The organism is Symbiopectobacterium sp. Eva_TO, assembly GCF_053848865.1.
The window spans coordinates 4,018,049-4,041,627 of record NZ_JBSPEY010000004.1; the positions used below are offsets into that span (position 1 = coordinate 4,018,049).

At 52.7% G+C, this 23,579-nt stretch carries 18 protein-coding genes and 10 pseudogenes; 9 read left to right on the forward strand and 19 right to left on the reverse strand.

Translation table 11 applies throughout. The features are described from left to right. The first annotated feature begins 66 nt into the window (after positions 1-66). The 3 genes and pseudogenes from ACWWJF_RS23645 to ACWWJF_RS23655 all read left to right on the forward strand — a co-directional run. Positions 67-1,235, forward strand: a protein-coding gene (locus tag ACWWJF_RS23645; protein WP_455868400.1) for an IS3 family transposase whose coding sequence is annotated in 2 segments (ribosomal slippage) — positions 67-322 and positions 322-1,235 — 1,170 coding nt in all. Because the reading frame shifts where the segments join, the coding sequence is not laid out codon by codon here. A gap of 112 nt (positions 1,236-1,347) precedes the next feature. Further along, positions 1,348-2,178 carry an efflux RND transporter periplasmic adaptor subunit gene (locus ACWWJF_RS23650; RefSeq protein WP_455870729.1) on the forward strand — a complete coding sequence of 277 codons (831 nt, stop codon included), beginning with the start codon at positions 1,348-1,350 and terminating at the stop codon, positions 2,176-2,178. Then, positions 2,175-3,710 (forward strand): annotated as a pseudogene (locus ACWWJF_RS23655) (efflux RND transporter permease subunit); the annotation flags it as partial. The gene ACWWJF_RS23650 and the pseudogene ACWWJF_RS23655, both read left to right, overlap by 4 nt. A 44-nt stretch (positions 3,711-3,754) precedes the next feature. On the opposite strand, the pseudogene ACWWJF_RS23660 reads toward ACWWJF_RS23655, so the two are convergent. After that, positions 3,755-4,471 (reverse strand): annotated as a pseudogene (locus tag ACWWJF_RS23660) (IS5 family transposase); the annotation flags it as partial. A gap of 79 nt (positions 4,472-4,550) precedes the next feature. On the opposite strand from ACWWJF_RS23660, the gene ACWWJF_RS23665 reads away from it, so the two are divergent. Continuing rightward, complete coding sequence (locus ACWWJF_RS23665; RefSeq protein ID WP_455868475.1) at positions 4,551-4,790, forward strand: hypothetical protein; 240 nt, start codon at positions 4,551-4,553, stop codon at positions 4,788-4,790. Here the strand turns inward: ACWWJF_RS23665 and ACWWJF_RS23670 are convergent. Continuing rightward, positions 4,737-5,006: pseudogene (locus ACWWJF_RS23670) on the reverse strand (transposase); the annotation flags it as partial. The gene ACWWJF_RS23665 and the pseudogene ACWWJF_RS23670 overlap by 54 nt on opposite strands. Before the next feature lie 174 nt (positions 5,007-5,180). Next, a pseudogene (locus tag ACWWJF_RS23675) lies at positions 5,181-5,306 on the reverse strand (transposase); the annotation flags it as partial. 102 nt (positions 5,307-5,408) lie between these two features. On the opposite strand from ACWWJF_RS23675, the pseudogene ACWWJF_RS23680 reads away from it, so the two are divergent. Then, positions 5,409-6,441: pseudogene (locus tag ACWWJF_RS23680) on the forward strand (IS630 family transposase). 26 nt (positions 6,442-6,467) lie between these two features. Here ACWWJF_RS23680 and ACWWJF_RS23685 read toward each other — a convergent pair. The 11 genes and pseudogenes from ACWWJF_RS23685 to ACWWJF_RS23735 form a co-directional block, all read right to left on the reverse strand. After that, a pseudogene (locus tag ACWWJF_RS23685) lies at positions 6,468-7,076 on the reverse strand (IS110 family RNA-guided transposase); the annotation flags it as partial. A gap of 67 nt (positions 7,077-7,143) precedes the next feature. Next, positions 7,144-7,347 (reverse strand): annotated as a pseudogene (locus tag ACWWJF_RS23690) (transposase); the annotation flags it as partial. 64 nt (positions 7,348-7,411) lie between these two features. Then, positions 7,412-7,636: a toprim domain-containing protein gene (locus ACWWJF_RS23695; RefSeq protein ID WP_455870730.1), complete on the reverse strand. Its 225-nt coding sequence runs from the start codon at positions 7,634-7,636 to the stop codon at positions 7,412-7,414. Next, positions 7,551-8,171 carry a primase-helicase zinc-binding domain-containing protein gene (locus ACWWJF_RS23700; protein WP_455870731.1) on the reverse strand — a complete coding sequence of 207 codons (621 nt, stop codon included), beginning with the start codon at positions 8,169-8,171 and terminating at the stop codon, positions 7,551-7,553. Before ACWWJF_RS23700 ends, ACWWJF_RS23695 begins: the two co-directional genes overlap by 86 nt. Further along, positions 8,168-8,500 carry a hypothetical protein gene (locus ACWWJF_RS23705; RefSeq protein ID WP_455871236.1) on the reverse strand — a complete coding sequence of 111 codons (333 nt, stop codon included), beginning with the start codon at positions 8,498-8,500 and terminating at the stop codon, positions 8,168-8,170. Before ACWWJF_RS23705 ends, ACWWJF_RS23700 begins: the two co-directional genes overlap by 4 nt. A 165-nt stretch (positions 8,501-8,665) precedes the next feature. Continuing rightward, positions 8,666-9,094 carry a hypothetical protein gene (locus tag ACWWJF_RS23710; protein ID WP_455870732.1) on the reverse strand — a complete coding sequence of 143 codons (429 nt, stop codon included), beginning with the start codon at positions 9,092-9,094 and terminating at the stop codon, positions 8,666-8,668. Positions 9,095-9,277: 183 nt separating this feature from the next. Further along, positions 9,278-9,877 carry an ORF6N domain-containing protein gene (locus tag ACWWJF_RS23715; RefSeq protein WP_455870733.1) on the reverse strand — a complete coding sequence of 200 codons (600 nt, stop codon included), beginning with the start codon at positions 9,875-9,877 and terminating at the stop codon, positions 9,278-9,280. Next, positions 9,870-10,823, reverse strand: a complete 954-nt coding sequence (locus tag ACWWJF_RS23720) for a hypothetical protein (RefSeq protein WP_455870734.1) — start codon at positions 10,821-10,823, stop codon at positions 9,870-9,872. Before ACWWJF_RS23720 ends, ACWWJF_RS23715 begins: the two co-directional genes overlap by 8 nt. 221 nt (positions 10,824-11,044) lie before the next feature. Further along, positions 11,045-11,167 carry a hypothetical protein gene (locus ACWWJF_RS23725; RefSeq protein WP_455870735.1) on the reverse strand — a complete coding sequence of 41 codons (123 nt, stop codon included), beginning with the start codon at positions 11,165-11,167 and terminating at the stop codon, positions 11,045-11,047. 467 nt (positions 11,168-11,634) lie between these two features. Beyond that, a protein-coding gene (locus ACWWJF_RS23730) for an IS1 family transposase (protein ID WP_455870736.1) occupies positions 11,635-12,329 on the reverse strand; the annotation gives its coding sequence in 2 pieces (ribosomal slippage) (positions 11,635-12,086 and positions 12,086-12,329; 696 coding nt in all). A 163-nt stretch (positions 12,330-12,492) separates the two neighbouring features. Beyond that, positions 12,493-12,903 (reverse strand): annotated as a pseudogene (locus ACWWJF_RS23735) (integrase core domain-containing protein); the annotation flags it as partial. Positions 12,904-13,028: 125 nt separating this feature from the next. Between ACWWJF_RS23735 and ACWWJF_RS23740 the strand changes: the two are divergent. After that, complete coding sequence (locus ACWWJF_RS23740) at positions 13,029-14,360, forward strand: IS4 family transposase (RefSeq protein WP_455870737.1); 1,332 nt, start codon at positions 13,029-13,031, stop codon at positions 14,358-14,360. A 10-nt stretch (positions 14,361-14,370) separates the two neighbouring features. Here ACWWJF_RS23740 and ACWWJF_RS23745 read toward each other — a convergent pair. After that, positions 14,371-15,074: pseudogene (locus ACWWJF_RS23745) on the reverse strand (transposase); the annotation flags it as partial. A 74-nt stretch (positions 15,075-15,148) separates the two neighbouring features. Here ACWWJF_RS23745 and ACWWJF_RS23750 point away from each other — a divergent pair. Further along, positions 15,149-16,316 (forward strand): annotated as a pseudogene (locus tag ACWWJF_RS23750) (IS3 family transposase). Here the strand turns inward: ACWWJF_RS23750 and ACWWJF_RS23755 are convergent. Beyond that, positions 16,280-16,909: a hypothetical protein gene (locus ACWWJF_RS23755; protein ID WP_455870738.1), complete on the reverse strand. Its 630-nt coding sequence runs from the start codon at positions 16,907-16,909 to the stop codon at positions 16,280-16,282. The pseudogene ACWWJF_RS23750 and the gene ACWWJF_RS23755 sit on opposite strands and share 37 nt — an antisense overlap. A 189-nt stretch (positions 16,910-17,098) precedes the next feature. On the opposite strand from ACWWJF_RS23755, the gene istA reads away from it, so the two are divergent. Further along, positions 17,099-18,628 carry an IS21 family transposase gene (gene istA / locus ACWWJF_RS23760; RefSeq protein ID WP_455868471.1) on the forward strand — a complete coding sequence of 510 codons (1,530 nt, stop codon included), beginning with the start codon at positions 17,099-17,101 and terminating at the stop codon, positions 18,626-18,628. 14 nt (positions 18,629-18,642) lie between these two features. After that, positions 18,643-19,398, forward strand: a complete 756-nt coding sequence (gene istB, locus ACWWJF_RS23765) for an IS21-like element helper ATPase IstB (protein WP_455868472.1) — start codon at positions 18,643-18,645, stop codon at positions 19,396-19,398. A gap of 160 nt (positions 19,399-19,558) precedes the next feature. Here istB and ACWWJF_RS23770 read toward each other — a convergent pair whose 3' ends face one another. The 3 genes from ACWWJF_RS23770 to ACWWJF_RS23780 all read right to left on the reverse strand — a co-directional run bounded on the left by ACWWJF_RS23770 (position 19,559) and on the right by ACWWJF_RS23780 (position 23,489). Further along, positions 19,559-20,599: an IS481 family transposase gene (locus tag ACWWJF_RS23770; protein ID WP_455868660.1), complete on the reverse strand. Its 1,041-nt coding sequence runs from the start codon at positions 20,597-20,599 to the stop codon at positions 19,559-19,561. 245 nt (positions 20,600-20,844) lie between these two features. Then, a complete protein-coding gene (locus tag ACWWJF_RS23775) occupies positions 20,845-22,188 on the reverse strand; it encodes a salicylate synthase (protein ID WP_455871237.1) in 1,344 nt (447 codons plus the stop codon). 281 nt (positions 22,189-22,469) lie between these two features. Beyond that, positions 22,470-23,489 (reverse strand): IS110 family RNA-guided transposase, encoded by a 1,020-nt coding sequence (locus ACWWJF_RS23780; protein ID WP_455869238.1) that lies wholly within the window; start codon positions 23,487-23,489, stop codon positions 22,470-22,472. Positions 23,490-23,579: the final 90 nt, after the last annotated feature.

A 23,579-nucleotide genomic window follows, 5' to 3' on the forward strand; every position in this document is an offset into this window, starting at 1 on the left:
GCACACTGATACTGGCCACCTGAGCGGAGGTGATATGCTCACCTCATCAACACGACAGGTGACCTCATGGGTAAACATTTTACGGCGGAATTTAAGCTCGAAGCCGCAAAGCTGGTTGTCGACCACGGCTACACATACGTTAAGGCCGCAGAGGCGGTTAATGTCAGCCATTCTGCCATTAGTCGCTGGGTCAATAAGCTTCGCCTTGAACGACAGGGAAAAACGCCAACGGGACTTCCTCTTACCCCTGAACAGCTCGAGCTGCGTGAGATGAAGAAAAAAGTCCAATGCCTTGAAATGGAGAACGAAATCCTAAAAAAGGCTACGGCGCTCTTAATGTCGGACTCACTCAACGGTTCACGGTAGTCGACAGGCTGAGGGCGCGATACCCGGTCACGGCGTTGTGCCAAACTTTTGAGGTACATCGCAGCAGCTACAGGCACTGGCAGGCTTCCGCTAATGAACCCGACGGTGAGCGCGTGGTTAAGTGTAGTCGCGTCATGGAAGCCTGGAACGCCAGCGGCGGCTCTGCCGGCGCTCGAAGTATCGCGACCATCGTCACCGGCAGCTCCGGTGTCAAAATGGGGCGCTGGCTGGCTGGCAAGCTGATGAAGGAGCTGGGTATCGCCAGCTGCCAGCGACCGGCTCACAAATACAAACGCGGCGGCAATGAACACGTTGAAATACCGAACTATCTCAACCGCCAGTTCGCGGTTACCGCGCCGGATCAGGTCTGGTGCGGCGATGTGACCTACATCTGGACGGGCAAATGCTGGGCTTACCTTGCGGTGGTGCTAGACCTGTTCGCCCGCAAACCGGTGGGCTGGGCCATGTCGACGTCGCCGGACTCGGCGCTGACAGTTAAAGCGTTGCAGATGGCCTGGGAACTCCGGGGACAACCAACAGGAGTCATGTTCCACAGCGACCAGGGCAGCCACTATACCAGCCGTCAATACCGGCAAGCCCTGTGGCGCTGCCGGATAAAGCAGAGTATGAGTCGGCGGGGTAACTGCTGGGATAATGCGCCAATGGAGCGGTTCTTCCGCAGCCTGAAGACAGAATGGGTGCCGACAAAGGGTTACAACAGCTTCAGCGAAGCCCAGGACGCGATTATCCGCTACATCACGGGGTATTACAGCGCTATCCGGCCTCACTGGTATAACGGCGGCTTAACTCCAAACGAATCTGAGCGACTGTTCTACATACAGTCTAATGCGGTGGCCAATATTAGTTGACCACTACACCGCATTTCTTATCGGGTGTGATGATCATGGAGAGGCAAAAGACAGCGTACCGCGCGCGGTACGCTATACCACCGTTCCATCACCCACCGCGACCGTTGCGGGCGTGTGGATTGGTGAAATACGCGCTCACGATGAAACCACGCTCGGGTTCCAACTTGAAGGGCGGATCCTCAGTCGACAGGCAGAAATAGGTGACATTGTCACTAAAGGTCAGCTTCTGGCGACGCTGGCATTAATGCCTTCTGGGGCCATTGCCAGGGTTGAATTGGAGAATGCCACGGCAAATTGGCAAGCTGCGCAATCCCACAGAAAAAGCGCTGAGGCTACGCTCAAAAACGCGCGAGAAAACCTGGCATGGACCCAATTCACTGCACCGTGCGCTGGCGTTATCACCGCCGTCAGCGCTTCCGCGGGGCAGATAGTGAGCGCAGGGCAAGCGGTATTTACCCTCGCTGCAGGCCATGAGCGCGATGCGGTATTCGATGTCACCGATCCTCAGGCAATGGCCGGGCACGGTGAATCCCTATTCACTGTCTCACTGCTGAGCACACCCGCGCTCACCACACCGGGGATATTGCGTGATATCAGCCCTCAGGCCGATCCACAAACGCGTACCTGGCGCGTACGCATCTTGCTGGAAAAACCGCCGGTTGCTATGACACTGGGGGCAACGGTACGAGCAGAGATGCCTCAGGCGGCACAGGCGATGATGTCCCTTCCCGCTTCCGCACTGACCCGCTCTAATGACAAGGCTGCCATTTTTATTGTTACCCCAAAAAACCAACTACAACTGCGCCCCATTACCCTGGGGGGTTACACCACTACGTCTATTTTTGTCACACAGGGCATTGAGCCGGGTGAAAACGTGGTGACGGCTGGCGTGAGTAAGTTACGGGCTGGTGAAACCGTGGTCCTTGGGGAGAAGCAGCAATGAATCCGGCACGAAAAAAAACGGGGTTCAATCTCTCTGATTGGGCACTTAACCATCAGCAAACGGTGACGTTTTTTATGCTGATGATTATTGCCGCCGGTATCTTTAGCTATGAAAAACTGCCGCGCAATGAAGATCCCGCCTTCACCATCAAAACCACCGTTATCGCAGCGCAATGGCCCAGTGCGACACTGACGGATACCGTCAATCTGGTTACCGATACGCTGGAGAAAAAGCTGCAAGAAATTCCAGGTCTGGATTATATCGAGAGTGAAACGCGTGCCGGACAGTCATTTATCTACGTCAACCTGCGCGATGATACACCGCCAGCAAAAGTGCCTGATATCTGGTATCAGGTGCGCAAAAAAATGCAGGATATCGCCCCCACACTGCCACAAGGCGTTTCGGGCCCCAGCGTTAATGATGAATTTGATAACACCTTTGGCACAATCTACGGTTTTACCGCGGAAGGCTTTACTCCCCATGAATTGCGCGATCGGGTTGAGGACGTGCGACGTTCACTGATGAATCTGCCCGATGTCGGCAAAATCCCCCTGATAGGCGAACAGGAAGAACAGATCGTTATTGCCTTTTCACCACAAAAACTGGCCGGTATGGGGCTGGATCTGCAACAGGTGATGGCAGCCCTAAGCGAGCAGAACAAGGTTGTCCCTGCAGGAACACTGCGCACAGATCGGGATAATATCGCACTGCGCGTCAGTGGCGCATTTCGCTCAGAAGAGAGTCTGCGGGATATTACGCTTAACATCGGCGGACGTTACCTTCCCCTTACCGATATCGCCACCCTCAGCCGCCAGCCTGTTGAACCTCCGGCACTGGCATTTCGGGTTAATGGACAACCCGCGATCGGTCTGGCGATTGCGATGGCCCCCACGGGCAACATGCTGCGCTTTGGCCAGGCTATTGAACAGCGCATGACGGCCATTCAGTCGCAGTGGCCCTATGGTATCGAATTAACCCAGGTTGCTAATCAATCCGCAGTGGTCGAACAAACGGTTCACGGCTTCATCAAGGTGCTGATCGAGGCAATAGCGATCGTGCTGGCCGTTTCGTTTGTTTCCTTGGGATTACGCGCGGGTCTGGTCGTAGCGGCTGCCATACCGCTGGTGCTGGCGATGACCTTTACCGGTATGATGCTGACGGATATTGGACTGCAACGCATCTCGCTGGGCGCACTGATCATTGCGCTCGGGTTACTGGTAGATGACGCGATGATCACCGTGGAAGCGATGGTGTCGCGCCTGGAAGCCGGTGACAATCTGCGACGTGCGGCGACCTATGCCTTTGAGACAACCGCATTTCCAATGTTGACCGGCACGCTGGTGATGATCGCCGGTTTTATTCCGGTCGGTTTTGCCGCGTCGAGTGCCGGAGAGTACTGTTTTTCCCTGTTTGCAGTCGTGCTGATGGCATTACTTAGCTCATGGATTGTTGCCATTCTGTTCTCGCCATTGACAGGCATCTGGCTTTTACCGCGCCGTCTGCCAGCCCATTCCCACGCTCAGGGGGCTTTGTTGAATAAATCAGAACTTGTAACGACTGTGCCCCAGGTCGATTGTTACGTGATGCGAATACTGTTCGGTATTCCTAATAGCGTGATCCGGTTAAGCGCTTTGACCATCGCCATGGCTTCACCCACCTGAGCATCGTAGTCACGCAGACTTAGATGACCACCCAGAAGCGTTTTGAACCGGAACATGGCCGTTTCAGCCACTGAGCGTCGGTGATAGCCCACTTTCTTTTTCCAGGTATCATTGCTGCCGCTCAGGCGCTGATTTGCAACAGCGTGGTTATGCTCGTGGTAGTGGTCCGGCCAATATTGCGCCCCCCTTCGCGGCGGGATAAACGGCCTTATTTTCTTCCTCAGCAGAGCATCATGGCAGTAACCTGTATCGTAAGCGCCGTCAGCCGATGCCTCTCTGATTTTCCGGTGGGTCTGGTTTATCAGTGCCGGTAGAGCCTGGGCATCAGTCGTACCACTGAGCGACAAATCCGCACAGATAATCTCATGCGTCGCACTGTCTACTGCCAGATGCAGCTTACGCCACACCCTGCGTCTGTCGGCACCATGCTGCCGGACTTTCCATTCGCCTTCGCCAAAGACCTTCAGGCCGGTTCCATCAATGACCAGATGTGAGATTTCACCACGGGTTGGCGTTTTTATGCTGATGTTCACTGTCTTTGCTCGCTTGCTGAGCAGCGAATAGTCTGGACAATGCAGCGACAATTTAATCAGTTTAAAAATCGAGTCAACAAAACCCTGTAAAGCCCTCAATGAATCTATGGTCACCCCCATTTTTGCAACACTGATCTTTGATTAATGGTGGGCTTGCTTAAATCTATCCGGCGTCTTTATGGCCAAGGATGCCCGCGCCACGATGAGTTTCGCACCTGATATTCCTAAAAAGGCCATCGGCTTCATTGAGCCATTTTCATTTTTTGGTTTTATATCAGGCCGTCAGGCCGTTCATGTCATCAATAATCAGTCTTCGCAAAACCAGATGGGTAACTTCGTTAAATTGCTGACTGTTAGACCAGCATTACTGTTCAAACACGGTATTTCGTGTCGTTATTGCCCAAGCTATTCGAGCTAATTTATTTGCTAATGCACAGCACACAACGCAAGAATGTTTCCTGCCCAACTGAGACCTTACCCAATCAGCTAATCTCCCTGATTGATGGTCAATTCTTAGGATAAATACCCGCGCACATTGAACAAGCAATCGGCGAAGGTTTTTATCTCCACGCTTGCTAATACCCAGCAGAGTATTCTTCCCTCCAGTACTGTATTGGCGGGGTACAAGACATATCGTTATACACATCTTTCTAACGCACTGTTTAATCAATGAGTTACGGGTTTATCTCAGAGTGGCATTTTGAACCTCAAAAAGCCAATGGGATGGCTTGAATTCCTTAATTCACGGGGTTCTGAGCATCCTGTTCAAAAAATGGCCAAAAGATGTGTATAACGATATGGGTACAAGACCGGTGGAAGCGGCAAAATTACGACTGTTTTCATATTGCTTGCCATCGCCTAACTGTGATGATAAAACGCTGGCTGTTATCGGTCCAACACCAGGGATGGTCATTAAATGCTGGCCAGTTTCATCTAAATAACTGTTCCGAATAGTAGATCACCTGAAGGGAACTCAGTCCGAGTTGAGCGATCTGATCAATCGATAAAGCTCCCAAATCATCAACCGGACTTAGCGATGTCGAGCATAGCACCGATACCCCGTAACGAACGACGCCTGATGAAGAAAACTCTCCATAAAACGCGTGACAAGAATCACGCCCGCAGGCTGACCGCCATCCTGATGTTGCACCGGGGCGAGCGCGTGAGCGATGTCGCCAGAATGCTTTGCTGCGCCCGTTCGTCAATCGGCAGATGGATTAACTGGCTCACCCTGTACGGCATTGAAGGCCTCAAATCTCTGCGGGCCCGGTCGTGGCCGTCGCTGGCCGTTTGAACAGATCTGCGCACTGTTAATCCAGCTCGTAAAGCGTTCCCCTCATGATTTTGGCCATCAGCGTTCGCGCTGGAGCACGGAACTGCTAGCGATAAAAATCAATGAGATAACCGGTTGCCAGTTGCATGCTTCCACGGTGCGTCGTTGGCTGCCTTCTGCCGGTCTGGTGTGGCGACGCGCAGCTCCTACGCTGCGTATCCGCGACCCGCATAAGGAAGAAAAAATGGAGGCCATCGCGATGGCGCTGGAACAATGCAGCGCGGAACATCCCGTCTTTTACGAAGACGAAGTGGATATTCATCTGAATCCCAAAATTGGCGCGGACTGGCAGGTTCGCGGGAAGCAGAAACGCATCGTGACACCGGGCCAAAACGAGAAATATTATCTGGCGGGTGCATTACACAGCGGGACGGGAAAAGTCAGCTATGCTGGAGGAAACAGTAAAAGTTCGTGTTTGTTTATCAGTATGTTAGAGCATCTGAGAGCAACGTACAGACGGGCAAAAACGCTCACGCTGATAGTTGATAACTACATTATTCACAAAAGCCGGGAGACGCAGCGCTGGCTGGAAGAAAACCCGAAATTCAGGGTTATTTATCAGCCGGTGTACTCACCATGGGTAAATCATGTAGAGCGGTTATGGCAGGCGTTGCATGAAACCATTACCCGCAATCATCAATGCTGTTCAATGTGGCAGTGACTGAACAAGGTTCGCCGCTTCATGGAAACCGTCAGCCCGTTTCCCAGTGGAAAACATGGACAGGCAAAAGTGTAGCGGTATTAGGAACAGCTATTTAGAGAGAGTGCCTGCCCAAGTTCTCTTTCGAGCTCTGCTATCTGCCCAACCAAATATTGGTAATGATCGTGTAATCGAAGCAGCAACTGTGCCAGATAAGGTGGCAAGTCATTATCAGCCAGAACAGCTGAAAGCCTTTTGATTACCGCAATACCTTTCGGCATGCTGAGACCAAACTCCAGTAAAAAAGCATGCATTTGGTTAGTCGTTTTAACGTTGTCTCTGACCAACGACTCCCTGACGCGATGCAAGGCTCGCATAGCCTGCTGAGCCTCAGTTCTTGGCTGCACAAACCGCATGGAAGGGCGTGATCCGGCTTCGCATATTGCTTCGGCATCAACGAAATCGTTCTTGTTGCTCTTGACAAAAGGGCGGACAAACTGCGGAGAGATCAACTTTACTTCATGCCCCAGCTCACTGATCCGACGAGCCATAAAATGGGCACCGGCGCAGGCTTCCATTACAACGGTAGTAGGTGTACACGTAGCCAGAAACTCGATGAGTTTGGTGCGGGTAAACTTTTTCCGCAGTAATGCCTTGCCTGATTTATCCTGACAATGAATGTGAAAAGAATGTTTGCCGAGATCGATACCAATAAACGTGACGTTTTGCATGATGGCCTTCTCCATAAAGAAACACCCTGTCAGCGTACCGCTCACAGGGTGGGGGTGACCATCTCATTAGGCCAAACACGCGTTTCATCATCAGGACTGTGGTGATGGCCATATCTGAGTAGTGGAGCGGTCGTCCACGCCGTTCAGTAGTCGTTTTTTCCGTCCATGCAGCAATGGCTGATTCATCTAGCCATACGGTTAGAGAACCGCGCTGCTTGAGGGCATTGTTATAGGAGGGCCAGTTAGTGATTTTAAAATTTTGTTTTGCCATGGAGACCTGATGTTGAAACAACTATGGTGATCTGATCCGATGATTACCCAAACTTTCTATTTATTCAACAAAGCCCCACGTTCTCTCCCTCCGGGGTCACATCGTTATCTCCAGCGATAATGATTGACGTTTGAGGCCAGCGTTCCCGCACCGCCTGAGCGACGGATAGCAGATTCCCCGCATCAATGGCTGCCAGTACCAGCTCACCCCCCACCACATAGAGACTCAGCGCCGTGGCATAGCCCTCGGTAATCACTACGGTATCCGGGGTTTCGGGGATATAACCCACAGGAATAAAGGTCCCCTTTCTTTTTCGTACCCGCGAGCAGGCGCTTCTCTCCAGTGGGCCGTATGGTTTGAGCACCCGTTACCGTGCCTGACATCGTGCGCAGTACCAGCAGCAGCGAACCATCCTTGAGCAACGTGTGGGGGCCTTTCAGCCCCTTATTGTTGAGATAGACGGACTCGCCCATATGGGTAGCTTTCATCAAAGCCGCCACCCGTTCAGCTATCGGGCGCAGAGGCTTCTCTTTGGCGGGCTGCTTCTCCGGCAACGGCATTGCCATAGCTTCAGCTACCTTTCTGGCAGCATCAGGAGCGCTGCACTGGAACACTTTCATCACCAAATCCAGCCCCGTTCCTGAACCACAGTGTGAGCAAAAGTAAGTGCCTCTCCCTTCCTTGTCGTCAAAACGATAGCGGGTCTTACCCCCACAGTGGGGACATTCTCCCTCCTTGGGGTTGGTCGATATGTCGAGGCGCTGCAAGATGGCTTCCCAATGCCCGTTTGCCTTGAGGCGGATATCATCGACAAAAGTAGTCATACCCCACCTCCGAGCGTTGACGTCATATCTGCCACCATCGACTGCCAGATTTCAGCACCGTAGGCCGTAAATCCGCACTCGGTGACGCACTTTTCCAACAACCGTATGGCAGCGTCCTCCCATAGCCTGTAGTTCTGCTGCAAGGCTTCCAGAAAATAGCTATCCACGAGGTCACGGACGCCTTTCACCCCACCAACTATCTGAACTTCAATAGGGGGTACAGTTTCAATCACAAAGTGCTCCCCACCATTGGTCGTGGTCAGATGGTCATACAGCACCGCCGAATACTGGTTAGCCAGCGCATTAAGGCGGAAGTTTTTTGTTATCAGTGCCATATTTCCCCCTCAGTGTGTGGTTGGCGCTTCCGGCATCCCGGACTCGTTCAGCGTTTTGATAAAGTCATCATGCAACTCGGATAGCACCTTGCGCCCCATCTCGGAGAGGCCGCCGTTTTCACCACTCATTGCTGCATAGAACCGGATGGCGTTCATGGTTCACTGTTCAGGGCCGTATTTCTTAATCAACGCCCCCTCAATGTTGTTAGCCATCGCGAAGCGTTCAGTGGACAGATAAAGGTTCATCGCGCCATATTCGCCGCGATAAACCGCACATTCCCGGAATTCGCCCGGATTCCACTCAACGGCAACGGTGCCGTTCGCCTCACGTTGCTCATAGTCGAAGGCGTAGGCAATCAGCCAGCGCCACAGCAGCAGCGCGTCATTGTGGCTATAGGGGCTTTCGGATTTACCCCACTTCACGGCGATGGCGAGTGCCAAATCGAGGTCATCGTCCCACTCCCCGGCATCAAGGCGCGTCATGGCATCGGCGTAAGGGACGAGGTCTACATGTGCGTACAGGCGCTCGGCGGTGTGCTGCGATATCTTCATACCGTCCGGGGTATTCTCGACGTGATAACGGCTCATGCGGCGTCCTCCATCACAGCAGCCAACGTGCGGCTAAGTTCGCAGTTGAGGTCACACGCTATACTGAGTAAATCGATAAGAACCGGAGATACTTTCTCATCATTAGCCTTATCAAGAATGACTTCGTACAGTGAACAGGCTACGCTTGCCCGGTATGCTGCGGTATCGAGAGGGATTGGTGTGTTACGCATGTGACACCCTCTTAGCAAAGTCGCCCAAATCGCAGATAGAAATCTGATGCAGGTCAATTAATGTCCTGATTGCCGGACGTATCTGCTTTAATTCCTTGCGGCGTAGGGTCATGGCAGCACTACCGGGCTTACCGTGACCGTAGGAGGATTCCTTTTCAGCCTTGGCGACAATATGCTGTGCTTTCTCCGCTGGCATCTCGCGTAACTCTTCAAGGCTGGGTATTTCGACGTGACGGAGTTCGCCTAAGGTGTTGCGGCGGAAGTAGATATTGATCAGTTGCTTCTGTACGTCCCAAGAAAGATCATCGCGAAATGATTTCACTAGCATCAAATACCCGGACTCGGTGAGTGTAGTCAGCCCACGGTTAGGCACCGAAATCCCAAAAGAACGTAAAACGTTTTTTAGGGATGCAGGAATGAGCACGTAATCTTCGTCACAAACAAAATGTGACCGATGGACATTGAATGCCCGCTTTGCCGTCCCTTTAGGGCGACCATGCACTTTGTCAATCATGGCGAATGTGACGACGCGCTTACCTTGGTACTCGACTACCGGCATGGCAGTGTTCTGAATGGCAACGAAGTTAGACATGTGCCACCCCCTGAACGGTAACGATTTCCGTTATGGTTGCAGGAACTGTAACGATGTTCGTTATGGTTGAAGGTGTGGTGATTTTGACCATACCTTGAGGAATAGATATTTCCTCTATGCCTTCATGCGACATCTTGCGGACTAATAGTCCGGGAGACTGGTTGAATTGTGAGCGTGACTCCGTCCCTTTGGCGGACATAGTGGGATTTGCAGAGCGTTTAACGCCCACCTTTTGCGACTTGGGGTCTTTAAGACCCTGAGTGAAGCGATTCACAGGTTGACGACCAGCCCATATCAGGCGGCTGTCTTTGAACAGGGCGATGAAGGTGCGGCGATCTTGGCGTGTGAACGACACTTTGCCGTAGGGCACAGTTGAGTATTCGGGGATAATCCAGTAGGTATCTGTAAATTTGGGGCGAGTTTGGGTACACTTCGGCTCAGCCATAGCGTTAGACTCCTTAACGTCACTGGTTAGATGCCCCGGTAGTGCCGTAAACACTTCGGGGCGTTGCTTTTTAAGATAACCACCTTTAGCATGGCGCATACCATTAAATAACAAACTAACATGGCGGTATGCACCAATGCAAGCAAAAAATAAAAAGTCCAACCACGAGCGTTCGGGTAGCACCAGAAAAATTATCCGTTTCGAGGATGGGTTACTTGAGCAAATAGAGTCCATAGCTGGGAATGGTAATTTCAGTGCATGGGTCAAAGCGGCTTGCAGAGAAAAGTTACGCAGATTTGGCATCGAACCCAAAGCCTGACTAGCCCGATGCCATTTAGTGAAGCCGGTAGCTTGCAAGCGCGAATTGTGGTGTAATTCGTTCGCTTCCTCACAAGTGAGCAACTGCATGACTCGAAGGGCCGGACGTGGCCCTTTTTCTTTGCACGCCGTCTGCACAAACGCCGATTCCGTCTTGATATTCAGTAAGTTATCTGTGCGCAAGCCCCCTACATTGACGGAAGCTAACCCATTGATTGTATTGCGAGAGGTCACGGTGACCCCCTGCATGGGGCTACGGTGCTGGCGATATTTTGCGCTCCCCGATTCTGGGGAACTCAAATTGGCGTAACCTGCTGAATCCTCCGAGGTCATCGATACAGTGACCCCGGCGTAAGGTGTTGATTCTTGCGAGGCCGTCACTTTGAATCGGCAAAATATTTTGCTCAATGGGCCAGCCAAGGGGAAGGCTTCTTTCTGGCTGGCATATCCCAAGTCATATCGTTATACACATCTTTTGGCCATTTTTTGAACAGGATGCTCAGAACCCCGTGAATTAAGGCATTCAAGCCATCCCATTGGCTTTTTGAGGTTCAAAATGCCACTCTGAGATAAACCCGTAACTCATTGATTAAACAGTGCGTTAGAAAGATGTGTATAACGATATGATCCCAAGTCTGCTAATCCCTCCGTTTCAATCGGAAGAATGCCGCACTGGAATATATCGCTCACTTTATTTAAGGCGTAGGGATACCCGTTCCGGTTATTACCGGAAATTATCGTTAACAGGCTTTGTTGAATAATAGGGAATCGTGCTGTTTTACTATGCCCATTTTGGTAGAAAATGCTTATCACCTCAGGCATTCCGTTTTCTCATGATGCTTAACTGCATGATTTTACGTTGCTGGAAACAATCGTTTTACTGGGCTGGTAGCATAAAATCTGTTTATTCAACAAAGCCTCGTTAACATGGTTAGACCTTAATTATTTATGAGCGTTGGCGTACGGGTTATGCACGTTTTGGTAATGACTCCAATTAGTAGAACATGTGTTTTTCGATGAAGGCTCCGATGACTTTTTCGTGGAGCTCGACGGAGCGCGAGAAGCAAATCGTTTTACGCGCCAGTCGTTTAATGCGGGTACGGAGCGTCAGGTTATTGCGCTCTATGCGTTGCGTGAAGATCTTGCCAGTCAGATGTTTCTGCTTCGGAACCTCTCTTGCATAGCTGCCCCAGTTGTCACTGGTAATCATGCCGATGTTGAACGGTGTCAACAGAGCCAGCAATTCACGGCAGGTCTCATCGGTTCGGGGGCCAAAAGTGTAGGCCAGAACACCGCCCGTTTTGGTATTGTAAGCGTACCAGAGCCAGTGCTGTAGCGCCTTACTGCCAACGAAGCTCCATTGCTCATCAAGTTCACAGATAAGGGCGACGTCGGCGTGAGCAACGGGAGAAGACGTTATCCTGCGGGGCGAGAGCTTTTTAAAGCCCGGATGACCGTATTGATACCGATTTTCAACGTTCTGGCGGTATCGCGAACACCGGCACCGTTGAAGGCCATATCAACGATCTGCTCTTTGACTCCCGGCTTTCGCGCTTCATAGCGGTAGGTAAGCTGGAATACACGGCGACAGCAGTGACACCGGGAGCGTTCGCGCTTAGTTGGACTAAGGCCATGTCGATAAACTTTATCTGAATGGCAGCGAGGGCAATGAACAAAAACAGTAACCACGTGGAAACCTCAAATAGCGGCAGAATATCACAAAAGCCAACTATTTTAAGGCATTACCAGGAAAATCAATCTCAATATTGAAATTGCGGGGAAGAGATGACATTACTGAGTCTTTTGGTTGATAAGTGATCTTGACCCACCATCTCCGGACAGCTTTTGTATCTTAAGTTAACGATGCCCGCTGGCGCCGATATTCTCTTGGGGAGTTGTATCCCAGCGCACTGTGCGGATGGTTTTCATTGTAATGATTGAACGCCGCTGCAAGGTTCTTCAGCGCTGTTCGCACATCGGGTTTTGGCATGAAGGCGATGTAATCTTCCTTCATCGTCTTCACGAACCGTTCTGCCATGCCGTTACTCTGTGGACGGCTCACTGCTGTTGTGCAGGGCTCCAGATTCAGTTCTCTGGCGAACTTCCGCGTTTCATGCGCTGTGTACGCTGAACCATTATCCGTCAGCCATTGCACTGGTTTATCCGGCAGCGCGCTACCGAAGCGTTTTTCCACCGACCTCAGCATCACATCCTGCACGGTTGAACTGTCATAACCCCTGGTGCTCGCTGCCCAGTCTATGGCCACCTCGTTATACACAAGTCCGCAACGCCTTATATGCCAAGGGTTAGCGGGCTGAAATAGGCAGCCAGTGGGGTTGTAAATGAAGAGAAACCGACGTGTACTATCGCCATTTACGGCGCTGAAAAATGACACGGGATTCAGATGGCTGGGCACACCAAGAACTGGAAGGGGTAAATCTTGGTGACACGAGGCTCAATAAGCGTGCCAAAGGGCTTTTGATACGGCTGGCTGAGAATCCGCAAGCCAGCATTCCGCATGCGTGCCTCGGATGGTCTGAGACGCTGGGTGCTTACCGCTTCATGGAGAACCAAGCATTCGAATGGCGAGACATTCTGCAACCTCACTGGCAGCGTACGCAGGAAAGGATCCGAGAACACGAGGTTGTGCTGTGTATCCAAGACACTACCGAGCTTGACTTCAACGGGCAGCAAATCCAAGGCTTGGGTCCCTTGAACTACGAAGCCAGGCGTGGTCTGTATCTGCATCCGACCTACGCGGTCAGTCCGGATCGCGTGGGGTTGGGCGTACTGGATGCGTGGATGTGGGCAAGAGAGCCGAAGGATGCAGACGGAAAACGCTATGGGATCAAGGAGAGTACGCGCTGGCTCGAGGGATACGAGCGAGTTGCTGAACTCGCCTCGGAGTTGCCAAACACACGTCTGGTGTACTTAGCCGATCGCGAAGCGGATATCAAGGCGTTGATGCAGCTCGCTGATGACCTTGGCACTCCGGCTGACTGGTTGATCCGCTCGACTCATAATCGCAGTCTGGACTGTAATGAGAAGCTTTGGCAGAAGGTTGGAAAGACCGTGCCGGTGGGAGAAATCCAATTCGTTATGGCGGCTCGCGCGGGGCAGAAGGCGCGTACGGTGAAACAGGCGCTGCGCGTGAAGCGAGTGTCGCTGCGTTGCGGGTTGGCAGTGACTTGTGTGATAGCCAAGGAAATTGAGCCGCCAGCAGGCGTGAAGCCGGTCGAGTGGCGGTTGCTGAGCAATCGCGTACCTGAAGGACGAGAAGATATCGTGGAGCTGATCGACTGGTATCGGGCTAGATGGGAAATCGAGATGTTCTTCAATGTGCTGAAGAACGGCTGCTGTGTCGAAGCGTTACAGTTATCGACCGTGGATCGCATTGAGCGGGCATTGGCGCTGTTCATGATCGTGGCATGGCGCATCGCCTATTTAATGCGTATGGGACGAACCTGTCCAGAGCTAGACGCAATGTTGTTCTTTGATTCCGACGAGACTCATGGCGCTTACCTACTGATGAACAAGCGTATGCCCAAGGGCCGCCCTAAGCTAAACGAAGTATTGCGCTTAGTTGCGCAACTCGGAGGCTTTCTTGCTCGAAAAGGCGACGGTGAACCAGGCGCAAAAACTATCTGGAAAGGCTTGCAGAAAGTCATGACGGCCGCCGAAACGCTACGCGCGCTCAGGCACGAACAGAGATGTGTATAACGAGGTGGTCTATGGCCTCCCGGTCGCAGCAGTCCAGTGCGAACGTCACCCGCAGCTTCTCGCCGTTGTCACAACCGAACTCGAAGCCATCTGAGCACCAGCGCATATCGCTCTCTGCTACCGCGATTTTGCCTTTATGCTCCCGCTTCGGACGTTCAGTTTTATCATGCAACAACAGCAGGTTATGCTCGCTCATTATCCTGTAAAGCCGTTTGGCGTTCACCGGTGGAAGTCCCTCTGCACGACGTTGCTTACGCAGGATACCCCACACTCGGCGGTAACCGTAACTGGGCATGTCGCTGATGATACGGAGGATGTCCGATAATATCTCAGTATCAGCTTCGTCATTACGCCGGTTGCTGCGCCTGTCCAGCCAGTCGGCAGAACGGTTAACCCGCAGTGACAGCTGCGCACGCGACACGCTCATGGCGCGGCTGATCAGAGCTATTCCCCGTCCTTTGGCAACAAGGGCGCGTGCGCTATCCATTTTCGCGACTGGCCGTACTCCACTGCTTCTTTGAGGATCTCAACTTCCATCGTCTTCTTACCCAGAAGGCGCTGTAGCTCCCGGACCTGCTTGAGGGCAGTCGCCAGCGCCGAAGCTGGAACCACTTTTTCTCCGGCCGCAACGGCGGTGAGGCTTCCTTCCTGGTATTGCTTCTTCCACTTAAACAAAAGGCTGGGCTGGATGCCATGCAGGCGGGCTACATGGGAGTGAAGTGGCACACTGATACTGGCCACCTGAGCGGAGGTGATATGCTCACCTCATCAACACGACAGGTGACCTCATGGGTAAACATTTTACGGCGGAATTTAAGCTCGAAGCCGCAAAGCTGGTTGTCGACCACGGCTACACATACGTTAAGGCGCAGAGGCGGTTAATGTCAGCCATTCTGCCATTAGTCGCTGGGTCAATAAGCTTCGCCTTGAACGACAGGGAAAAACGCCAACGGGACTTCCTCTTACCCCTGAACAGCTCGAGCTGCGTGAGATGAAGAAAAAAGTCCAATGCCTTGAAATGGAGAACGAAATCCTAAAAAAGGCTACGGCGCTCTTAATGTCGGACTCACTCAACGGTTCACGGTAGTCGACAGGCTGAGGGCGCGATACCCGGTCACGGCGTTGTGCCAAACTTTTGAGGTACATCGCAGCAGCTACAGGCACTGGCAGGCTTCCGCTAATGAACCCGACGGTGAGCGCGTGGTTAAGTGTAGCCGCGTCATGGAAGCCTGGAACGCCAGCGGCGGCTCTGCCGGCGCTCGAAGTATCGCGACCATCGTCACCGGCAGCTCCGGTGTCAAAATGGGGCGCTGGCTGGCTGGCAAGCTGATGAAGGAGCTGGGTATCGCCAGCTGCCAGCGACCGGCTCACAAATACAAACGCGGCGGCAATGAACACGTTGAAATACCGAACTATCTCAACCGCCAGTTCGCGGTTACCGCGCCGGATCAGGTCTGGTGCGGCGATGTGACCTACATCTGGACGGGCAAATGCTGGGCTTACCTTGCGGTGGTGCTAGATCTGTTCGCCCGCAAACCGGTGGGCTGGGCCATGTCGACGTCGCCGGACTCGGCGCTGACAGTTAAAGCGTTGCAGATGGCCTGGGAACTCCGGGGACAACCAACAGGAGTCATGTTCCACAGCGACCAGGGCAGCCACTATACCAGCCGTCAATACCGGCAAGCCCTGTGGCGCTGCCGGATAAAGCAGAGTATGAGTCGGCGGGGTAACTGCTGGGATAATGCGCCAATGGAGCGGTTCTTCCGCAGCCTGAAGACAGAATGGGTGCCAACAAAGGGTTACAACAGCTTCAGCGAAGCCCAGGACGCGATTATCCGCTACATCACGGGGTATTACAGCGCTATCCGGCCTCACTGGTATAACGGCGGCTTAACTCCAAACGAATCTGAGCGACTGTTCTACATACAGTCTAATGCGGTGGCCAATATTAGTTGACCACTACAGATCCCGGCTTCACGCGCCAAATCGCACAGGCAGTGATTGTTATCCAACTGGGCGAGCAGTTTGTCGCGGACTTTTAGAATGCGCACCGTATCCCGACAGGGTACGGTGTAAGGCATCAAGGACGGCGTCTGTTCTACGGCGCGTAGACCCTGCGCCAACAGATCCAACACGCAGCTATGAATATGCAAACGTCCAGGCACGCAACTATCGCACAGAGTAAACAGGCTATCAGCCAACGTCAGGGTGTGATGCGGAACCATAAAACTGTAAATACCTTCATGCTGTAGCAAGCGTTCAATCTGCTGTGCCAATTCACCATCAACAATACGCCGTGGTGCCACCTGAATAACCAGACTACGGCTATGATGGCCGCGCGGATTGCGGCACCAGAGGCGGAGCGGGCTGCGAGTGGCAATCACTTTGGCCACGCCAAGTTCCATCACCAGCATACGGCCATCATCCAGATAATAATTTGGCGTGTCCCCGTCAAGAGTCAACAGAATGGTCAGGCACTGTTTAAGCGTGGCACTGCGATAATCTTCTTCGCGGGTAGTGATGTCGTTAAGGCAAAGATCCGATCCCATACTGCATATTCGCATCGTGATCGATCAGTGATTCGCATGACAATCGATCACGATTTCGCATCTAAGGTCGATCACTGATTCGCGTCGTATCGATCACTCCGGGACTTAACTCTTCTAACCTCCTCTCCGTTCGCAGTTTCTACTGAAATGGAGATAACGATGGCCAGAAAGAGAAAAAGCAGGAGTCCCATGGAGACTTGTCTTCAGATCTTCAAACTCAAATTTGAGTGCAACCAGTCTAATCGCACCATCGCCGCTGCTCTTAGGGTCAGCCCTTCCACAGTTTATGAGGTGCTCTCCCGTTTTACCGCCGCATCGCTGTCGTGGCCATTGCCTGATGCGCTCTTGCCAGAAAAACTGGAAAAGATGCTGTTCCCCACCCGCAGAATGCGCACCTCGGAGCTTATCGCGCCAGACTGGCTGTATATCGATACCGAGCTAAGACGGCCAGGAGTTACCAGGCAGCTGTTGTGGATAGAATACAGCACCGAAACCGGAGAAATGGCGCTGGGCTACTCTCAGTTCTGCCGTTGTTATCGCCAATGGAAGAAATGCCAGAAACGCTCGATGCGCCAGACCCACCGTGCCGGTGAGAAGCTGTTCATCGACTTCTGCGGGCCCACGGTGCCGGTATCCGACCCCGATACGGGAAATGTGCGCCGGGTCGCCATCTTCGTCGCTGTCATGGGAGCGTCAAATTATACCTATGCAGAAGCCTGCCCCGGTCAGGACATGATGAGCTGGCTGAATGCTAACAGCCACTGCCTGACCTTCCTCGGCGGCGTTCCAGCCCTGCTGGTACCCGATAATCTGCGTAGCGCGGTGAGCAAAGCAGATCGCTACGAGCCGGTCATCAACGACAGCTATCAGTCTTTGGCCTCGCATTACAGCACGGTAGTGATGCCAGCCAGACCCTACAAACCGAAAGACAAGGCCAAAGTGGAAAACGGCGTCCTGCTGGTCGAAAGGTGGCTCCTGGCGCGAATACGCAATGAAACCTTCCATACGATGCATGCGCTCAACGTCAGGCTCAGTGAGCTGATGACCGAGCTGAATAACCGGCCAATGAAAGGTTATGGGGGCCAGAGCCGAGCGCAGCGCTTTGCGCTGCTCGATGCGCCGTGCCTGCAGCCGTTGCCAGCCATGCCCTATGAATACACCGAATACCGTGCGGTGAAGGTCGCTCCTGACTATCACGTCGAATACGACCGCCACTGGTACTCCGTTCCCCATGAGCTGGTTGGTGAAAGGCTGTCGGTAAAAGCGGGTCAGACGTTGGTCCAGGTCTGGCATAAGGGCCGCTGCGTGGCTCAGCACCCTCGCAGCGATCGGCAGTACAGCCACAGCACGAATCCGGCACACATGCCGGTCAATCACCGCGGGCACAGCAGCTGGACACCTGAAAAGCTGCTGGATAATGCCGCGAGAACCGGCAAGGCGACCCGGCAGGTGGTGGAAGCGATGCTAAACGCGAAGAATCATCCTGAGCAGGCTTATCGGGCTGTTCTCGGCCTACTGTCGCTCCAGAAAAAATACGGTGCCGAACGGCTGGAAAAAGCCTGTGACAAGGCCTGCGGGCTGAACCATCCGGAAAGGCGTTTTATCGAGAATCTGCTGCGTCACAACAGGGAGGGCATCGGAGAAACAGTTAAAGGAAATAGAGAGTTACAGCTTCCACTGGAGCACGAGAATCTGCGTGGTCCAAAATATTACCACTGAAAAAGGGAGTCGTTATGACTGATGACCTGCTAACCAAACTTAGAACGCTGAAGCTGTCGGCAATGGCCGATGGCATGATACGCCAGCGTGAGGCACCTGGTACATACAATGAGCTGGGGTTCGCAGAACGCCTGGGGTTACTTGTCGAAGAAGAGCTACTGAATCGTGAAAACAGCCGTGTTGGGCGGTTGAGAAAGCAGGCACGGTTGCGCCACGGTGCAACCCCTGAGGGTATGTACTATCCGGTCTCCCGAGGGTTAAAGGCCGAACAGATGCGCGAGCTTCTGAACGGGCATTACATCACCCACAGCAAGAATATCCTGATAACAGGGCCAACTGGCAGCGGAAAAAGCTGGGTAGGTTGTGCCCTGGGCGAGCAGGCGTGCCGGCAAAAGAGAAGCGTTCAATACTGGCGCATGGGTCGGCTGCTGGATCAGCTTGAGCAGGGCCGACTGGACGGCAGCTGGCTTAAGCAACTGAAACAGCTTCAAAAAATAGAGTTTCTTATCTTGGACGACCTTGGTCTTGAAGTTATCACAACGCGGCAATGCAATGACTTGCTGGAAATAACGGAAGAGCGATATGGGCAAACCAGCACGATCCTTATCAGCCAGTTGCCGGTGGAGCAATGGTACGGAGTGATGGAAAACCCGACGGCGGCAGATGCCTTCCTGGATCGGCTGATCCACAACTCTCACAGAGTGGAGCTTCAGGGAGAATCATTAAGGAAAAATAGCCTGGCAGTGGAAAGCGCAGAAGAAACACGCTAAAACGATAAAAAAGTTAGGTTCCCGGGTGATCGATTACGATGCGAAAACGTGATCGACCTTAGATGCGAATCGATGATCGATCGCATGCGAATACGCATAAGGTATATTAGCTCAGACCTGATCTGACAGTTACCGGTTATTTATACAGGTGTCTGTCAGATTAAATCTGGTTCAGATTTTTTTCTGCCCAGACTCGTTTACCATCAAGTAACGTGGCCATTGGCGTACGCCCGCAGCACATTTTACCCTGATGAGTTCGCTCATTATTGTAATGCCACAACCAGTTGTCCAGATCCTTTTGTAGACTTTCTAGGTCCTCGTATAACGTCTTACGGAACGCAACCTGATAAAAATCCTGCAAAATAGTTTTATGGAAGCGCTCGCAGATACCGTTTGTCTGCGGAGACATCGCTTTCGTTTTCGTATGGTCTATATCGTTGATAGCCAAGTACAGCTGATAGTCATGTTGTTCCACTTTACCGCAGTACTCCGTCCCCCTGTCCGTCAGTATTCTTAGCATTGGCAGCCCCTGAGCTTCGTAGAACGGCAGCACGCGATCATTGAGCAGGTCGGCGGCAGAGATCGGTGCTTTACTCGTGTAAAGCTTGCAGTGCGCCACTTTCGAGTACGTATCCACGAACGTCTGCTGGTAGATACGGCCAACACCTTTCAGATTACCCACGTAGAAGGTGTCCTGCGACCCCAGATAACCCGGGTGAGCAGTCTCTATTTCACCACAGGCTTCGTCGTCGTGCGCCTTCTTCTCCAGTGCAGCGATTTGAGCATCAGTAAGTACAATGCCTTCTCTGGCAACTTTTTCCTCAAGTGCCTTCAGGCGCTTACGAAAGTTTTCCAGATCGTGTCGTTGCCAGATGGAGCGCACACCGCTGCCAGAAATGAAGACGCCTTTTTTACGCAGCTCATTACTGGTCCGGTGCTGGCCATGAGCCGGGAACTCAATGGCGTAATCAACAACCGCACGTTCAGTGGCTTCATCAGCACGGTTTTTCAGGTTGGGAACCCGGCGGTTTTGGTTAACCAGAGCGTCAATGCCGCCTTCTGCCGCCAGTTCCTGATAGCGATAAAACGTGTCGCGTGACACACCCATGATTTTACAGGCTTTTGATACGTTACCGAGTTCTTCGGCGAGATTGAGCAGGCCGGCTTTGTGTTTGATGATGGGATTGTTAGTATGAAGCATGAGAGTTACCTCGTGTTTTGTATAAGGATTCGACACCCATATCAAAACCGGTAACTCTCAACCTTTCAAGGTCCAGTGTCAGATCAAGTCGCGACTAATACACCTAATGGGTCGGGCTTTTTTCTGCCGCGACCATTTCACATTCATAGTCCCAATGACGTGCCAAATCGCTTAATTGTTTTAGCGATGAGAGGTGTTGTACTGATGACATGTAACCCTTCCTTCAGTCCCTCGATGTTGCATCCTTACCGCGTTTTTTGCTGGAAGACCAGATAAGGCTCAATACTGTCCAACTTTTCCTGAGTTTCAGTAAATTCACGTATAGGTGATGACTGGGCAATCACCCCGGCCCCAGCCTGTAACCAACGCTGATGGCTATCCTGAAACGCAGAGCGCAGCACCAGTGCCGCTTCAAAATGCGCTTTGCCGTCTAACCAGAGTATGGCACCGGAGTAGAGTTCACGTGGGGATGATTCAAGTCGGGCAATTGCCGACAGCGCGGCACGTTTCGGCACGCCCGTGGCGGTTATCGCGGGAAACAGGGCATCAAAAGCGTCCCATGCATCCTTCCCGAAGCCCAATTCACCGCTAACGCGCGATCCGAGGTGTTGAACGTTGCCGCGCTGACGTACCGACATTAAATCATTGATAACTACACTCTCCGGCTGGCACAGCCCTTGCATTTCCTCTACCGCCGCTCTGACTGACATGACGTGCTCAACAATCTCTTTGTCATCGCTTAAGGAATGGTTCAGCAATGCGTTTGGCGGCGCGGCATCCTGATACTTTACGCAGGTGCCCGCCAGCGTGTCGGTACTCACCTTGTCCTGCTCGACGGACATCACCAACTCATGACAAAAACCGACGGCTTCCCGCTCTCCCTGCCGCAATAAAAACGTGCGTACCGGCGTACTGGCCTGGCGTCCACGCAGCAGCGTTGCTGCCATATCCACCGATTGTTTCAGAGGCATGGCTCGCGCCAGGATCACCTTGCTGTAGTGAGCATCGTTAATTTCTTCAATCGCCTGGCATACACGCTGGCAGTAATCGCCCTGATCGCAGGCGAGTTCGGCAACGTGCGCCAGCCGGGCATCCCCTCCTCTACGTTTCACCACGGCAACGGCGCTCAATATCCAATCAGACAACTGCCGACAACGCAGTGCATCCTCCGCTAACACGGTGACGCCGTTATCGCAAAAAATCAGCTCCTCACGCGGGACAATCAGGTTCAACACCGGCCAGCGCCCCGGTTTGTATGCTTGTTCCTGAACACAAAGCGCATAGTGAAACCCCGCTTCGCCATAGATGCGCAGATTTTCACCGCCATGTGCCGCTTGAAAGCGACGGGCATACTCCGCAGGCGATCCCTTGACGCGTGTGGTATTGATGCCGTTATCGGTAATGGTAGTCGCCTGCTTGCCAGCGGCATCAACGGTTAACGATGCTCGTTGCCCTAACGCGAGATACCAGCAGGATTGACGCTCGTAGACATAATGGTCTTCCCCTTTCAGTTGGTTGAGCAGTTCTGCGATGACTGGCAGTGTTTGAGCCTCAGACAAAATCAGATGCCGTCTACTGTGATATCCCATCATGGTTGTTTATATGAACGCATCCCGTTTGCAAGGCATCCATTATTTTGACATTGACGGGTAGGTTGCAGCTTTATATCCGGCTTTTTTGCAGCCATAAAGCTGCGAGCCCCTATGTAATCCGCTGACTCACGCCTCATTTCCTTAGCGAGCTTTAAGCTCAAAAAATCATTCAGGTTTAGCGAGTCCCGGTCTTACCTGTCTTTGTCATCACGCTGGCCACCAGAGCAACCTTTTTGCATTCACCCTTTTTAAGAGTAAATAGTTATCGGTATCAGCGATTAATAGGGCCTGATACTGACATGATTTTTATCGTACTTACGCTCATGGGCGGCTAGCGCCCACACAGTTCGCGCCAGCTTATTTGCCATCGCCACGATAGCCACACCGGTCGGACGCCGTTTTTTAAGTTCCGTTATCCATGGCCCAGGCTCTTTAGCAACTAACGAAGCGGCTCTTGCCCCATGGATAAACAGCGTTCGCAGATAGGTGTCACCACGTTTGCTTATCCCCAGCAGCCGAACTTTCCCCCCGGAACCCGTCTGCTTCGGCACCAGACCGACATAAGCAGCGAACTGTCTGCCGGATTTAAACGCTGAGGCTTCCCCCATGGTGGCAACTGCCGCTGTGGCGATTAACGGCCCCACGCCGGGAATTTCCATCAGCCGTTTACAGGTTTCGTTCTGCCGGGCCACGCTGTTAAGCTGTTTTTCAAGGCCATCTATCAGCATGTCCAGCTCATTCAGTCTGTTGTACTGGTCTTCCAGCACGGTGATGAGATACGGCGGCAGCTTCGTTTTCAGCCGCTCCAGTGCAGCCGGTAGCTCCCTGTCCATCGCTGCCCGACCTTTATGGATGGTTTCGCCAAACTCCAGTAATGTTCCGTGCAGCGCGTTAATCTGTGCAGTTCTGAACTTCACCAGTTGTCTGCGTGAACGGTGCAGAACCAGTACCGATTGCTGTTCTTCCGTTTTTACGGCTATCGCCTTGCCTGGCTGCTGTACCGCCATCCAGATAGCGCGGGCATCCATGACATCATTCTTGTTGCCCATGACGAACGCCTTGACGAACCGTCCCTGCATCAGCCGGACTTTATGCCCCAGCTTTTCCAGTTCCCGGGCCCAGTGCTGAGAGCCTCCACAGGCCTCCATGCCAATCAGGCAAGGCTCCCGGTTACTGAAGAACGTCAGAAAATCCTTGCTGCGCAGCTGCTTGTCCACCACTTCACCTGTGTGCTCATTGACGAAGTGAACCTGAATCAGATGCTTTGCGATATCAACGCCAACCGGTGTATATTTCATGCTGTGGAGTCTCCAGTCTGAGGGAGCTTTATGCATCCCGTATTGGGCACCATGATGCCGGAAATCTGCGAGGCTCCACACCTGCCGACT